The 14,056-nt window shown below is 67.3% G+C and carries 12 protein-coding genes; 8 read left to right on the forward strand and 4 right to left on the reverse strand.

The genetic code is table 11. The features are described 5' to 3' along the window. From AB4Y43_RS31270 to iolB, 5 genes are read left to right on the forward strand one after another with little or no spacing between them, the layout of a single operon-like run. Complete coding sequence (locus AB4Y43_RS31270) at nt 1–810, forward strand: ATP-binding cassette domain-containing protein (protein ID WP_069268674.1); 810 nt, start codon at nt 1–3, stop codon at nt 808–810. A gap of 37 nt (nt 811–847) precedes the next feature. Beyond that, nucleotides 848–2,863: a 5-dehydro-2-deoxygluconokinase gene (iolC, locus tag AB4Y43_RS31275; protein WP_368729552.1), complete on the forward strand. Its 2,016-nt coding sequence runs from the start codon at nt 848–850 to the stop codon at nt 2,861–2,863. Beyond that, nucleotides 2,860–4,833 (forward strand): 3D-(3,5/4)-trihydroxycyclohexane-1,2-dione acylhydrolase (decyclizing), encoded by a 1,974-nt coding sequence (iolD, locus tag AB4Y43_RS31280; RefSeq protein WP_368729553.1) that lies wholly within the window; start codon nt 2,860–2,862, stop codon nt 4,831–4,833. Before iolC ends, iolD begins: the two co-directional genes overlap by 4 nt. A gap of 33 nt (nt 4,834–4,866) precedes the next feature. Further along, complete coding sequence (gene iolE, locus AB4Y43_RS31285; protein ID WP_368729554.1) at nt 4,867–5,781, forward strand: myo-inosose-2 dehydratase; 915 nt, start codon at nt 4,867–4,869, stop codon at nt 5,779–5,781. Then, nucleotides 5,778–6,581, forward strand: coding sequence for a 5-deoxy-glucuronate isomerase (gene iolB, locus AB4Y43_RS31290; protein WP_368729555.1), 804 nt, complete (start codon nt 5,778–5,780; stop codon nt 6,579–6,581). The genes iolE and iolB overlap by 4 nt, the downstream gene beginning before the upstream one ends. An 81-nt stretch (nt 6,582–6,662) precedes the next feature. Here iolB and AB4Y43_RS31295 read toward each other — a convergent pair whose 3' ends face one another. After that, nucleotides 6,663–8,345: a methyl-accepting chemotaxis protein gene (locus tag AB4Y43_RS31295; protein ID WP_368682846.1), complete on the reverse strand. Its 1,683-nt coding sequence runs from the start codon at nt 8,343–8,345 to the stop codon at nt 6,663–6,665. A 418-nt stretch (nt 8,346–8,763) separates the two neighbouring features. On the opposite strand from AB4Y43_RS31295, the gene AB4Y43_RS31300 reads away from it, so the two are divergent. From AB4Y43_RS31300 to AB4Y43_RS31310, 3 genes are all read left to right on the forward strand, one after another. After that, nucleotides 8,764–10,023: an MFS transporter gene (locus tag AB4Y43_RS31300; protein ID WP_368729556.1), complete on the forward strand. Its 1,260-nt coding sequence runs from the start codon at nt 8,764–8,766 to the stop codon at nt 10,021–10,023. A 203-nt stretch (nt 10,024–10,226) separates the two neighbouring features. Then, the gene (locus AB4Y43_RS31305) at nt 10,227–10,712 is read left to right on the forward strand and encodes an adenosine-specific kinase (protein WP_069268680.1); all 486 of its coding nucleotides are present in this window, start codon (nt 10,227–10,229) and stop codon (nt 10,710–10,712) included. A gap of 6 nt (nt 10,713–10,718) precedes the next feature. Next, the gene (locus AB4Y43_RS31310; protein ID WP_342945968.1) at nt 10,719–11,630 is read left to right on the forward strand and encodes a DUF4922 domain-containing protein; all 912 of its coding nucleotides are present in this window, start codon (nt 10,719–10,721) and stop codon (nt 11,628–11,630) included. 71 nt (nt 11,631–11,701) lie between these two features. On the opposite strand, the gene AB4Y43_RS31315 is transcribed toward AB4Y43_RS31310, so the two are convergent. The 3 genes from AB4Y43_RS31315 to AB4Y43_RS31325 form a co-directional block, all read right to left on the reverse strand. Continuing rightward, nucleotides 11,702–12,142 carry a thioesterase family protein gene (locus tag AB4Y43_RS31315; RefSeq protein ID WP_069268682.1) on the reverse strand — a complete coding sequence of 147 codons (441 nt, stop codon included), beginning with the start codon at nt 12,140–12,142 and terminating at the stop codon, nt 11,702–11,704. 52 nt (nt 12,143–12,194) lie between these two features. Beyond that, on the reverse strand, nt 12,195–12,725 hold the full coding sequence (locus AB4Y43_RS31320; protein ID WP_342945969.1) for an NUDIX domain-containing protein: 531 nt from the start codon (nt 12,723–12,725) through the stop codon (nt 12,195–12,197). Between the two features lie 94 nt (nt 12,726–12,819). Continuing rightward, entirely contained in the window at nt 12,820–14,046 is a 1,227-nt protein-coding gene (locus AB4Y43_RS31325; protein WP_368729557.1) for a YbfB/YjiJ family MFS transporter, read from the reverse strand. Nucleotides 14,047–14,056: the final 10 nt, after the last annotated feature.

Below are 14,056 nucleotides of genomic sequence, written 5' to 3' on the forward strand. Positions count from 1 at the left end.
ATGTCCGACACTCAAAACACCGCAGACGGCGACACGATTCTCGCGCTCGAGAATGTCAGCAAGTACTTCGGCAAGGTCATCGCACTGAACGGCGTCACATTGCGCTTGAAACGCGGCGAGGTGCACTGCCTGCTCGGCGACAACGGCGCGGGCAAGTCCACGCTCATCAAGACACTCGCCGGCGTGCACCAGCCGACCTCCGGCCAGTACTTCGTGGACGGCAAACCCGTGATGTTCGATTCGCCGAAAGACGCGCTCGATCTCGGCATCGCCACCGTCTACCAGGATCTCGCGCTAGTGCCGCTGCTTTCGGTCGCGCGCAACTTCTTCATGGGCCGCGAGCCGCAAAAGAAGCTGTTCGGCTTCATCAACGTGATGGATCTCGATTCGAGCGCCGCGATCGCGAAGGACCGCCTCGCCGGAATGGGCATCAACGTGCGCGACCCGCATCAGGCCATCGGCACGATGTCGGGCGGCGAGAAGCAGTGTCTCGCGATCGCACGCGCCATTCACTTCGGCGCACGCGTGCTGATTCTCGACGAGCCGACCGCCGCGCTCGGCGTGAAACAGAGCTTCAATGTGCTCAAGCTGATTCACGCCGCACGCGCAAAGGGCATTTCGGTGATCTTCATCACCCACAACGTGCACCACGCCTACCCCATCGGCGACTCGTTCACGCTGCTCAATCGCGGTCGCTCGCTCGGAACCTACACGAAAGACACGATCAGCAAGAACGAAGTGCTCGACATGATGGCGGGCGGTGCGGAGATGCAGAAGATGATCGCCGAACTCGACGGCGCGACCATCTGAGCACGAGCGCACGGCACAGCTCCCAACAGGAATACACATGGCCCTGACTCATTCAACCCCGCCCCGTTCCACCCCAGGCCGTTTCGCCGCCGGCCGCAGCCGCGACATCGTCTGCCTCGGACGCCTGGGCGTCGATCTCTACGCTCAACAGGTGGGCGCGCGGCTCGAAGACGTCTCCACCTTCGCGAAGTATCTGGGCGGCTCCTCGGCGAACATCGCCTTCGGCTGCGCGCGTCTGGGCCTGAAGTCGGCCATGCTCACGCGCGTGGGCGACGACCATATGGGGCGCTTCCTCGTCGAAACGCTCACGAAGGAAGGCTGCGACACGAGCCATGTGCGCGTGGACCATGAACGCCTCACGGCGCTCGTGCTGCTGGGCCTGAAAGACCGCGACACATTCCCGCTGATTTTCTACCGCGAGAACTGTGCCGACATGGCCGTCGATGCGGGCGACTTCGACGAAGCCTTCATCGCCTCCTCGAAAGCCCTGCTCGTTACCGGCACGCACTTCTCGACCGAACAGGTGAATCGCACGAGCCTCACCGCACTCGACTACGCGCGCCGCAACAACGTGCGCACCGTGCTCGACATCGACTACCGTCCCGTGCTCTGGGGCCTCACCGGCAAGGCGGACGGCGAGACGCGCTTCGTCGCGAGCGAAGGGGTGAGCGCGCATTTGCAGCGCATCCTGCCGCATTTCGATCTCGTGATCGGCACCGAGGAAGAGTTCCGCATTGCAGGCGGCAAGGAATCGCTCGTCGATGCGCTCAAGCGCGTGCGCGAAGTCACGGAAGCGACGCTGCTCGTCAAACGCGGGCCGCTCGGCTGCCAGATCGTGGAAGGTGCGGTGCCCGTCTCGATGGACGATTTGCCCATGCAGCGCGGCGTGGAAGTCGAAGTACTCAACGTGCTCGGCGCGGGTGACGCTTTCGCCTCCGGCTTTCTTTCGGGCTGGCTGCGCGACGCCTCGCTCGAAGACTGCGCGCGCTCGGCCAACGCGTGCGGCGCCCTCGTCGTCTCGCGGCACGGCTGCGCGCCCGCCATGCCGACGCCCGTGGAACTCGACTACTTCCTGCGCGAAGCGGTCGCCGACCCCGTACGCATGCGCCGCCCCGACCGTGACGCGACGCTCGCGCGCCTGCATCGCGTGACACCCGCGCGCAAGCGGCACGACGAAGTGCTCGGCTTCGCGTTCGATCATCGCAACCAGTTCTTCGATCTCGCGCAGCACACCGGCGCAAGCGAAGCGCGCATTTCGTATCTGAAGAATCTCTTCGTCGAGGCGGTCGCGCAGACCGAACGCACGCTCGGCTTGCAGGGACGCATCGGTGTCCTGATCGATGACCGCTACGGCCAGGATGCGCTCAACGCCGCAACCGGCCGCGGCTGGTGGATCGGCCGTCCGGTCGAGCTGCCGGGCTCCGTGCCGCTCGTGTTCGACCATGGCCGCTCGATCGGCACGACGCTCGCGTCCTGGCCCATTGATCACACGGTGAAGTGTCTCGTGCAGTTCCACCCCGACGAGCCCATCGAACAGCGTCTCGAACAGGAAGCGCAACTGCGCGCGCTCTACGACGCCACCCAGGCGAGCGGCCACGAACTGCTGCTCGAAGTGATCCCGCCGAAGCTTAACGGCGAGCCGAACGCGCCCGATACGGTCTATCGCGCGCTCAAGCGGCTCTACAACATCGGCCTCTATCCGGAGTGGTGGAAGCTCGAACCGACGGGCGCCGCGCAATGGCGCGAGATCGACGCGCTGATCGCCGAACGCGACCCGTATTGCCGCGGCGTCGTGCTGCTCGGACTCTCCGCGCCGATCGACCAGCTCGTGGAGGGCTTTCGCGCGGCGGCCGTCTCGAATACGTGCCGGGGCTTCACAGTGGGCCGCTCGATCTTCTATGAACCGAGCCTCGCCTGGCTCGCAGGCGAAATCGGCGACGACGAGGTGATCGCCCGCGCGCGCCGCGCCTTCGAAACGCTGATCGGCGCGTGGCGCGCCGCGCGCACCGACGCTCGAGGTGCGCACGACAACCATGAGGAGAAGGCGGCATGAATCAACGCATTGCTCCTGGCGACTACGCCGCGCAGGAAAGCGCGCAGAACGCGGTACCCGCGGCGCACACGAGCACCGTGCGGCTTACGGCGGCGCAGGCGCTCGTGCGCTATCTCGCTGCGCAGCGCGTGGCGAGCGAGGACGGCTCAGGCCGTACGGAGCCGCTATTCGGCGGCGTGTTCGCGATCTTCGGTCACGGCAACGTGGCCGGCATCGGGGAAGCGCTTTATCAGTATCGGCACGAACTGCCCACGCTGCGCGCGCACAACGAACAGGCCATGGCGCACAGCGCGATCGCCTATGCCAAGGCGCATTTTCGCCGCCGCATGATGGCGGTGACGACCTCGATTGGCCCCGGCGCGACGAATCTCGTCACGGCGGCCGCGCTTGCGCACGTGAACCGCTTGCCGGTGCTGCTGTTGCCCGGCGACATTTTCGTGTCGCGCGAACCCGATCCGGTGCTGCAGCAGATCGAGGATCTGCATGACGGCGGCCTCTCCGCTAACGACGCGCTGCGCCCCGTCTCGCGCTACTTCGACCGCATCGTGCATCCCGCGCAGCTGCTCACGGCGCTGCCGCGCGCGCTGCGCGTGCTCACCGACGCCGCGCTCTGCGGCCCCGTCACGCTCGCGCTGCCGCAGGACGTGCAGGCCATGGCATGGGACTATCCGGCGAGCTTCTTCACGCCGCGCCTCGTGACATTCCACGCCCCAGCGCCTATTCAGACCGAGATCGATGCGGCGCTTATGCAGTTGCATCGCGCGAAACGCCCGCTCATCGTGGCGGGCGGCGGCGTGCTCTATTCGCGCGCCTCGCAGGCCTTGCAGACGCTTGCGGCCTCGCGCGGCATACCCGTGGCCGAAACGCAGGCGGGCAAAGGCTCGCTCGCGTGGGACGACCCGCTCAACGTCGGTGCGCTCGGCGTGACGGGCTCGCCCGCCGCCAACGAACTGGCGCGCGACGCCGACTGCGTGCTCGCCGTGGGCACGCGTTTGCAGGACTTCACGACCGGCTCGAACTCGCTCTTTGCGAACGCGCATGTGATCGGCGTGAACGCCAACGGCTTCGACGCGCTCAAGCACGACGGCCTCGCCGTGCAGGCCGACGCGCGCCAGGCGCTCGCTGCGCTCAACGACGAACTGATCAACTGGCGCGCCGACGCGAACTGGAGCGCCCGCGCCCAGCGCCTCGCGGGCGACTGGCGCGCGAGCATCGAGCGCCTCACGCACGCGCCGCAGGAACGCAACCGCCTGCCGTACGACGCCGATGTGATCGGCGCCGTGCAGCGCTCGTCGAGTCGTTCGTACACCGAAGACATCGTCGTCTGCGCGGCCGGCACGCTGCCCGCCGAGCTGCACAAGCTCTGGCGCGCGGGCCAGCCCGGCGCCTATCACGTCGAATACGGCTACTCGTGCATGGGCTACGAGATCGCGGGCGGCCTGGGCGCGAAGCTTGCGCGGCCCGATCGCGAGGTCATCGTCATGGTGGGCGACGGCAGCTATCTGATGATGAACAGCGAGATCGCCACCTCGGTCATGCTGGGCGCGAAGCTCATCATCGTCGTGCTCGACAACCGCGGCTACGGCTGCATCAACCGGTTGCAGCAGGCTTGCGGCGGCGCGCCGTTCAACAACCTGTTCGACGATTGCGCGCAAGGGCCGCTCGGCGCCCCTCGCATCGATTTCGCCTCGCATGCGCGCTCGCTCGGCGCGCAGGCCGAGCACGTGGCGAACGTCGCGGAACTCGAAGCGGCGATGCAACGCGCGCGCGCTTCGTCGCGCACTTACGTGGTCTCCATCGACACCGACCCCGCGCGCACGACGGAGGAAGGCGGCTGGTGGTGGGAGGTCGCCGTGCCCGAGGTGTCCACGCGCGCCACCGTGCGCGAGGCGCGCGAGCGCTATGAAGAACAGGTCGCGCAGCGCAGCGGACGCGCGCAATCCAGCGACGACGAATCCGGCAACGCATAACGGCTCTGACGACACAGACATCGAGGAGCGCATATGAGCGCATTTGAAGTACGCATCGGCATCAACCCGCTGTCGTGGATGAACGACGACCTGCCCTCGCTCGGCGGCGAGACGCCGCTATCGCAAGCGCTGACCGAGGGCCGCGAGATCGGTTACGAGGGCTTCGAGCTAGGCAACAAGTTTCCGCGCGAGCCGCAGGCGCTCAGGTCGCTCCTCTCGCAACACGATCTATCGCTCGTCTCCGGCTGGTATTCGGGCATGCTCGCGCGACGCAGCGTGGAAGAAGAGATCGCCGCGGTCGAGAAGCATCTGGACCTGCTCGCACAGAACGGCGCGACCGTGATGGTCTACGGCGAGGTCGCCGATTCGATCCAGGGCGCGCCGCGTCCGCTCTACCAGCGCCCGCGCTTTTTCAGCGACAAGCAGTGGGACGAATACGCCGCGCGCGTGGACGCCTTCGCGCGCCATACGTTCTCGCGCGGCGTGCGGCTCGCGTACCACCATCACATGGGCGCCTATGTCGAAACGCCCGCCGACGTCGACAAGCTCATGGCGCGCACGAGCGACGCCGTGGGCCTGCTGTTCGACGCAGGCCATATGACGTTTGCAGGCGGCGACCCCGTCGCCGAACTCGACAAGCACATTGCACGCGTATGTCATGTGCACTGCAAGGACGTGCGCCCGGCAGTCATGAAACTCGCACGCAACCGCAACTGGAGCTTTCTCGACGCCGTGCTCGCAGGCGCGTTCACCGTACCGGGCGACGGCGCCATCGATTTTCCCGCGATCATCGCGCGCCTGAAGCGTCACGGCTATCGCGGCTGGCTCGTCGTCGAAGCCGAGCAGGACCCCGTAATCGCACCGTCGTACGAATATGCGCAAAAGGGTTACCGTACGCTGCGCACGCTCGTCGATGCGACGGACACCCAATCGAAGGAGGCAGCATGACTCTGCTGGTCAAGGCCGCGCGCGAAGGTCAGACGATCGCGCGCGTCACGCCCGACACCGCGGGCTGGCGCTATGTCGGCTTCGCCGCATACCGGCTCGAAGTGGATGAACTCGTCTATGTCAGCGAGCCCGATCGCGAGAGCTGCATCGTCGTGCTCTCGGGCTCGGTGGATATCGAGGCGGGCGGCGAGCGCTGGTCGAGCCTCGGCTCGCGCGACAGCGTCTTCGAAGACGCCGCGCCTTATGCCCTTTATGTGCCGCCCGGCGTGAAAGCGACGGTGCGCGCCAAGCGCAATGCCGAAGTGGGCGTGGCGAGCGCGCCCGCCAAAGGCACGCTGCCCGCTCGCCTCATCGAGCCCGCGCAGATGAAGCGCTCCACGCGCGGCAAGGGAGCGAATACGCGCTACGTCTGCGATATCCTGCCGCAAGACGCGCCCGCTGAATCGCTGCTCGTGGTCGAGGTGCGCACGCCCTCGGGCCATTCGTCGAGCTACCCGCCGCACAAGCACGACGCCGACCGCTTGCCGCACGAGAGCGCGCTCGAAGAAACCTACTATCACCGGCTCAATCCGCAGCAGGGTTTCGCGTTCCAGCGCGTGTACACTGACGCGCGCGATCTGGACGAAACGATGGCCGTGGAAAATCACGACGTCGTGATGGTGCCGCGCGGCTATCACCCGGTCGTCGTCCCGTATGGCTACGACTCGTACTACCTGAACGTGATGGCGGGCCCCACGCGCGAATGGCACTTCCACAACGACCCGGCGCACGCGTGGATCATCGAGCGCGACGCGAAGTGACGCGTCCATAAAAAACGCCGCGTGTGAAACCACGCGGCGTTTTTCACGCGTGCCCGCAACGAGCAACGAACCGCAACGGGGTCAAGCCAGCCGGAATTTCCCCACCAGCCGCTTGAGCACCTTCGCCTGATCGTCGAGCGATTGCGCAGCCGCAGTCGCCTCTTCCACGAGCGCGGCGTTCTGCTGCGTGCCGGCGTCCATCTGCGTGACTGCGCGACTGATTTCCTCGATGCCCGAGCGCTGCTCGCGCGAAGCCGCAGAAATTTCGCCGATGATGTCGTTCACGCGCCGCACGGCCTTCACGACCTCGTCCATCGTCGAGCCCGCGTCCTGCGCCAGCGTCGAGCCATTCGATACGCGCTCGACCGATGCGCCGATCAGCGTCTTGATCTCCTTGGCCGCCGCCGCGCTGCGCTGCGCGAGGCTGCGCACCTCGCCCGCCACCACGGCGAAGCCGCGCCCTTCCTCGCCCGCGCGCGCCGCTTCCACGGCGGCGTTGAGCGCGAGGATGTTGGTCTGGAACGCAATGCCCTCGATCACGCCAATGATGTCCGCGATACTCTTCGCGCTGTCGTTGATCTCCTGCATCGTCGCGACCACGCGCCCAACCACCGAGCCGCCCTTCTCCGCGATCGCCGAAGCGTTGCCCGCGAGCGTGCTGGCCTGTTCGGCGTTTTCGGCATTCAGGCGCACCGTGGATGTGAGCTGCTCCATGCTGCTCGCCGTGCGCTCGAGCGCCATGGCCTGTTCTTCGGTGCGGCGCGACAGATCGAGATTGCCGGTCGAGATCTCGCCCGAGGCCGAGGCGATCGCCTCGGCGCTTGCGGCGATTTCGGCCACCGTGGTCGAGAGACCCTTCTGCATGTCGCGCAGCGCGCCCAGCATGCTCGCCGCGTCGCGTGCGTGAACCGTGACGGGCTGCGCGAGATCGCCGGCCGCGATCCGGGCCGCGATGGCCTTGGCATGCGCGGGCTCGCCACCCAGTTGCCGCGCGATGCGACGCACGACCCATTCGCTCACGAAGAACGCGAGCACGAACATGGCCACGGTCGCCACGGCCATCATCACGAACGACGACTTGAAGATGAACTCGGCCTTTTCGATGGTCGCCTTCGCGGCCGTCCCGCGCTGCGCGACGAGGTCGTTGACGAGCGTTTCGAGCTTGCCGGTCTCCACGAGCAGCGAGACGTCCTGCGTGCCCACCTGCCAGCTCATCTGCGAGAGATCGAGCGGCTGCTGCTTCACGAGCGTCACGAAGTCGCGCAGATGGCCGCTCCACACCGTCGTCGCATCGGCGAGCTTCTTTTGCAGGGCGAGCGCGTCGCCGCCCTGCTCCTGCGCGTACTGCTGCAGCTGGCTTATGCCGCGCTCCAGCGCACCGAGATCCTTGTCGATGTCCTGGCCTAGTTCGTCGCGCTCGCGCGCCGTGGTCGCGGTGAGCAGCATCTTCTGCGCGCGGCTCGCGCGCAGCACGTGGCCGCGCGCTTCCTCGGCCGCGCGGCTCGCGACGTAGCCCTGTTCGTAGATCGATTGCGTCGAGCCGTTCAGGCGGCTGATTTGCGCGAGCGAAATGGCGCCGATGGCGAGCGTGCCGATCAGCACCAGCGCGAAGGCGAGACGCAGTGTGGCCTTCACGGAAAGCCGCGAGCGGCGCGTCGCCGCGCCGGCGCGTCCCGTTTTGCGTTGCTGCGCGTGCGCCGCGCTGCCTGCCGGATCCTGCGGCACGAACCCTGCGTGCCCGCCGCCTTGCGATACTGCTTTCATTTTGGTCCCCAGCATTGTTGTCAGGCTCAGCGCCATCGTTCCTGATTTGCGCTACGCCTCAACCCCGGTCTACGGCACACCACCGCGCATTCTTTAACGCCTTCGCGCGCGCGGTGCGGCCCGTACTCCAGCCCCGTTTTGCGCACCTCGTGGGCGCGCATATCGGCGGTTTATACACGGCCAAAATGAGATGCCAAAAATCCCGCATCAATTTCGAGTATTCGTAACAGCCCCTTGCGGCATTGGGCCGCAGGGTAACGGCGCGCCACTCCTGTCCGATTCTCGACAAATCTTGTCCGTACAGTTCGAGAAAGACACATTACACTGCGCTCATAACTCTTATACATGTCCTTTCATGCCGTCGCCGCTGCCCGTCTGGCGTGGTGCCCGCTGAATACTCTCTGCTGCTACCGACAACATGGAAACCAGTCTCGACAAGCGCGCCCTGCCGGGCGCTGCCGCGGGTTCGTCCGCGGCCGCTTCCGCCCCCGCGGCCGCGGTGCAACGCACCGTCTACTCGGTGCTGGGTGCGATCAGCTTCTCGCACCTGCTCAACGACATGATCCAGTCGTTGATCCTCGCCATCTACCCGATGCTCAAGGACAACTTCTCGCTGTCGTTCACGCAGATCGGCCTCATCACCCTCACTTACCAGATCACGGCGTCGATGCTGCAGCCGCTAGTGGGCTTCTTCACCGACAAGCGGCCCCTGCCGTATTCGCTGCCCGTCGGCATGGGCTTCACGCTGTGCGGCCTGCTGCTGATGTCGGTCGCGCCGACCTTCGGCGTGCTGCTCGTGGCGGCCGCGCTGGTGGGCTGCGGCTCGTCGGTGTTCCATCCGGAATCGTCGCGCGTGGCGCGCATGGCGTCGGGCGGGCGTCACGGTCTCGCGCAGTCGCTCTTCCAGGTGGGCGGCAACGCGGGCACGTCGCTCGGGCCGCTGCTCGCCGCCGCGATCGTCATTCCGCACGGCCAGCGCAGCATTGCGTGGTTCTCGGCGGCGGCGCTCGTCGGTATGGTCGTGCTCACGCAGATCGGCCGCTGGTATAAAGCCCATCCCGCGATGAAGAAAAAGCGCGCCGAGGTGCCGCATGTCGCGCTCTCGCGTGGACGCGTCGCGGGCGCCATCGGCGTGCTCGTGCTGCTCGTGTTCTCGAAGTACTTCTATCTCGCGAGCATCAACAGCTACTTCACGTTCTATCTGATCGACCGCTTCCACCTCTCCGTGCAGGCCGCGCAGATCCATCTGTTCGTGTTCCTCGCCGCGGTTGCCGCCGGCACGATCATTGGCGGCCCGGTGGGTGACCGCATCGGCCGCAAGTACGTGATCTGGGTCTCGATTCTCGGCGTGGCGCCCTTTACGCTGCTGCTGCCCTACGCCAACCTGTTCTGGACTGGCGTGCTCACGGTGATCATCGGCGTGGTGCTGGCCTCGGCGTTCTCGGCCATCCTCGTCTATGCGCAGGAGCTGATTCCGGGCAAGGTGGGCATGGTCGCGGGTCTCTTCTTTGGCTTCGCGTTCGGCTTGGGCGGCATCGGCGCGGCGGTGCTCGGCCAGTTGGCGGATGCGACCAGCATCGGCTTCGTCTACAAGGTTTGCTCGTTCCTGCCGCTCATCGGCATCCTCACCGTGTTGCTGCCCGACGTGGAAGGCAAGCGCGCGAAGAAAATTGCCTAAGCGCAGCGGCACGCGCATCGCTCTGCAAAACGGCCGGACGCCTCTCGGGGCTCCGGCCGTTGTTCGTTGTGCGTCTGCACACGCTTTGCCTCGCCGCGACTTCGTACTAGGCTTGTGGTTGGCCGCCGCCTCCCGTCCGCCAGCCAGCCCCTGGGGCCCGGCGCAAGGCGGCGCTTTCGAGACGCCCGCGCACGAGGTTCGCCATGCAACTGTCCACGGTAGAGATCGAAAAACCTGAAGCCACCAACTTCATCCTTGGCCAGACCCACTTCATCAAATCCGTCGAGGATCTGCACGAGGCGCTCTACGGCACGGTGCCGGGCATCCAGTTCGGCCTCGCGTTCTGCGAGGCGTCGGGCAAGCGGCTCGTGCGGCGCTCGGGCACGCAGGACGCACTCATCGAGATGGCGACGCAGAACGCGCTGCGCATTGCCGCAGGGCATTGCTTCATCGTCTTTCTCGGCGACGGCTTCTTCCCTGTCAACGTGCTCAATACGATCAAGGCCGTGCCCGAGGTCTGCCGCATCTTCTGCGCCACGGCGAACCCCACGCAGGTGCTGATCGCCGAAACGGATCAGGGACGCGGCATCGTCGGCGTGGTGGACGGCATGCCGCCGCTGGGCGTCGAGGCCGAGGACGACGTGCGCTGGCGCAAGGACCTGTTGCGCGCCATCGGCTACAAGGCCTGAGCGCCGATGACGACGCTGCGCGCGGCGATCGAGCGGCAGACGGCACACGCGCTCGCGTGCGGCGCGCTCCATCCCATCGAGACGGCGCATACCTTCATCGACGATGGCGGCATGCGTTTCTCCGTGCGCGTGGCCGAGAACCTCGCGCGCAAGGAGGCGGCGCGGCTCACGCCGCAGACTTCGATTGCGTCCGCTCCGCAGCCCCCGCGCAATCCGTTCCTGCCTTACGAGTCCGATCTGTTCGTCGGCGACCTCTCGCCCACCCATATCGCGCTGCTCAACAAGTTCAATGTGATCGACCGGCATCTGCTGATCGTGACGCGCCGCTACGAGCCACAGGAAGCGCTGCTCGACGCGGCGGACTTCACCGCGCTGATCGCGGTGCTGCGCGAGATCGACGGACTCGGGTTCTACAACGGTGGTGCGGTAGCGGGTGCGAGCCAGCCGCACAAGCATTTGCAGATGGTGCCGCTGCCGCTCGCAGGCGATGGGCCTCACGCCGCGCCGCTCGAAGCGCTGCTCGGCGGCGCGCAGGCGGTCCACGGGGCGCGTCCCATCGCGATCGTGCCGGGGCTCGCGTTTCGCCATGCGTTCGCGCGCCTCGATCTCGGCCCGAGTATCGGCACGGCGGAAGATGCCGCGCAAGTCGCACTCGGCTGCTATCGCGCGCTGCTGGACGCGGCGGGCGTGCCCACGATCGACGTGGGCGGCGTCGCGCATCAGGGCGCGCCGTACAACCTGCTCGTTACACGCCGGTGGATGCTGGTGGTGCCCCGCACGACGGAATGTGTCGAAGGGATTTCGGTCAACTCGCTCGGCTTTGCCGGCTCGTTCTTCGTGCGCAATGCGGCGCAGTTGCAAACGCTCGCACAGCTCGGCCCGATGACGGCGCTCGAACGCGTAAGCGTGGCGCGTTGAGGCGCCGAGGCGCGTCTAGCCGACCGCGTCTGGCCGACCGCGTCTAGCCGACCGCGTCTAGCCGACCGCGTCTAGCCGACGACGAGCGGCTCGAGCGCCGCGCGCAGCGCATCGGGCAACGCGCTCACGGGCCGGCGCGTCGCGCGATCGACGTAGACGTGCACGAAATGCCCCTGCGCCGCGGGCGCGTCCTCGCCTTCGCGAAAGAGCCCGACCTCGTAGCGCACGCTCGACGACCCGAGGCGCGCAACGCGCAGCCCCGCTTCCACGCGCTCCGGGAACACGAGCGGCGCGAAGTAATTGCACTGTGTTTCGATGACGAGCCCGATGGTCGTGCCGTGCTCGATGTCGAGCGCGCCCGCGCGAATCAGATACTCGTTCACCACGGTGTCGAAGTAGCTGTAGTAGACGACGTTGTTCACGTGGCCGTAGACATCGTTGTCCATCCAGCGCGTGCCGATCGGCAGGAAATGACGATACCCGGAGCGGGCGACGGTAACGGGTCGGTTCATCGAAGAGATCCAGGGAAGGCGGGGCGGGAAAGCGTCGCTCGGCGCGCGGCCATCACTGGCCGGGACGCTCGACGAACTCGAACGGCAAGCCGCGCCGGCGCATCCATTCGCCGAGCGCCTGGCCCGTGCCCGCGCGCCACGGCCGCAGCTTCGCGGGCTCGACGAGGCGGTATTCGAGCAGTTCCGGCGAGAGCGCGATCGTGCCCGACGCCTTCACGTGATACGCGATGATGAGCTCGTTCTTGCGGATGAACTCGTAGACGCCAACGAGTTCGACACTCTCTGCACGCAGCGCGGTTTCCTCGTGCACTTCGCGCGCGATGCCCTCCTCGGGCGTCTCGCCGTTTTCGAGAAAGCCGGTGATGAGCGCGAACATGCCTTCGGGCCAGGCCGCGTTACGGGCCAGCAAAATGCGGCCCTCATACTCGACGATCGCCGCCACGACGGGCAGCGGATTGTTCCAGTGGACGTAGCCGCAGGCGTGGTCCGGGCAAGCGAGACGCACGCGGCCGCCTTCGTGGGCGGGATCGGCGCGCTCGGTCAGACGCGTGGCGCAGCGCGGGCAAAACTGGTATTCGCTCATGGGGAAAAGGCAGGGTCGATGGCGCTGGGATCCAGCCGCGCGGCCCGGTGGACACGCTCGCGGCGCCCGCGAAAGCGTCCATTCTAGTGTGCTATCAGCGTCCGCGTGCGGCCTCGCGCGTGTGCCACGCCCGCCATACGAGCCCGATTGCGCCGGCCACGAGCGCACCCGCCGCGAGCCACAGCGAAGGCGAGAACGAGCCTGTGGAAGCCGCAAGCGGCGCGGCCACGAGCGGCCCCGCGATCTGCCCGACGCCGTAGGCGGCCGTCGCATAGCCCATCAGCGCGGCGGCATGCTCGCCGCGCAGCAGGCGCGCCTCGCGCATCGCGAAGAGCGTGATCGCCGTGAACGGCAGCCCGATCAACACGCTGCCGAACGAGAAGCCCGCGGCGTTGGGCCAGACGATGCCGAGCGCGATGCCCACGGCCTGCAGCACGTAGGCGCCCGCCAGCATCAGGCGGTTGTCCCAGTGGAGCGGGAGGCGCGCAGCCAGCAGCGCGCCCGCGATCAGCGCCGCGCCGAGCATCGGCCAGAACAGGTCGGGCCAGGCCGAGCCGGGCAGCGCATGGCGCGCGATCACGGGCAGGAACGTCGCCGTGATGATGTAGCCGAAACCCGGCACGCCGTAGAGCAGCACGAGCCAGAAGGCGTCGGCACGGCGCCCTTCGCGCTGCGCGTGTGCGACGCTTGCCGAGGCACGCGCGGCGGGACGCGGCGCCAGCGCGCGCATGTCTGCTCCAAACGTCGACCAGACGACGGCGGCGAGCAGCGCGCTGATCAGCCCGAAGCCGATCCAGCCCGTGCGCGCGCCGAGACCGCCGGCCGCGCTCACGAACAGCCCGGTCGCAATGATGCCGACGCCGGGACCGGTGTAGATCACACCGCCCCACTCGTTCGCGCCGAGCTGCGCGAGCCGCCGCAGGCCCCACGGCGAGGCGACTACGAAGGTCCACGCGCTCACCGCGCCCGCCACGAAGCGCACCACGGCCCAGATCCAGAACTGCTGCGTGAGGCCCATCGCGAGCGTGAGGAGCACCGTGACCACGAGGCCCGCGCGCACGATCTTCGCGGGCGCCATGCGCAGCGCGACGCAGCTGATCGCGCCCACGAAGTAGCCCGCGTAGTTCAGCGACGCGAGCCAGCCGCCGTGACGCAGGTCGAGCGCGCCGCCGTGCAGCATCAGCGGCAGGAGCGGCGTAAAGGCGAAGCGCCCGACACCCAGCGCGACGGCGAGGCTCACCATGCAGGCCAACGCCGCGCGCCGACCGGCATGCGGGCGGGCTTCGGAAACGTGGACGGTGCCGGGGACGTAGTCGTTCATGAGATCAGCA

This window comes from Paraburkholderia sp. BR10872 (assembly GCF_040965835.1).
GTDB classification, from domain to species: domain Bacteria; phylum Pseudomonadota; class Gammaproteobacteria; order Burkholderiales; family Burkholderiaceae; genus Paraburkholderia; species Paraburkholderia nodosa_A.

Excerpts from the sequence above, each read along its gene's own strand:
- AB4Y43_RS31305 (WP_069268680.1), top strand. The coding sequence starts at position 10,227 with ATGCAACTGTCCACGGTAGAGATCGAAAAACCTGAAGCCACCAACTTC.
- iolC (WP_368729552.1), top strand. The coding sequence starts at position 848 with ATGGCCCTGACTCATTCAACCCCGCCCCGTTCCACCCCAGGCCGTTTC.
- AB4Y43_RS31270 (WP_069268674.1), top strand. The coding sequence starts at position 1 with ATGTCCGACACTCAAAACACCGCAGACGGCGACACGATTCTCGCGCTC.
- AB4Y43_RS31295 (WP_368682846.1), bottom strand. The coding sequence starts at position 8,345 with ATGAAAGCAGTATCGCAAGGCGGCGGGCACGCAGGGTTCGTGCCGCAG.
- AB4Y43_RS31315 (WP_069268682.1), bottom strand. The coding sequence starts at position 12,142 with ATGAACCGACCCGTTACCGTCGCCCGCTCCGGGTATCGTCATTTCCTG.
- iolB (WP_368729555.1), top strand. The coding sequence starts at position 5,778 with ATGACTCTGCTGGTCAAGGCCGCGCGCGAAGGTCAGACGATCGCGCGC.
- AB4Y43_RS31310 (WP_342945968.1), top strand. The coding sequence starts at position 10,719 with ATGACGACGCTGCGCGCGGCGATCGAGCGGCAGACGGCACACGCGCTC.
- AB4Y43_RS31325 (WP_368729557.1), bottom strand. The coding sequence starts at position 14,046 with ATGAACGACTACGTCCCCGGCACCGTCCACGTTTCCGAAGCCCGCCCG.
- iolE (WP_368729554.1), top strand. The coding sequence starts at position 4,867 with ATGAGCGCATTTGAAGTACGCATCGGCATCAACCCGCTGTCGTGGATG.
- AB4Y43_RS31320 (WP_342945969.1), bottom strand. The coding sequence starts at position 12,725 with ATGAGCGAATACCAGTTTTGCCCGCGCTGCGCCACGCGTCTGACCGAG.
- AB4Y43_RS31300 (WP_368729556.1), top strand. The coding sequence starts at position 8,764 with ATGGAAACCAGTCTCGACAAGCGCGCCCTGCCGGGCGCTGCCGCGGGT.
- iolD (WP_368729553.1), top strand. The coding sequence starts at position 2,860 with ATGAATCAACGCATTGCTCCTGGCGACTACGCCGCGCAGGAAAGCGCG.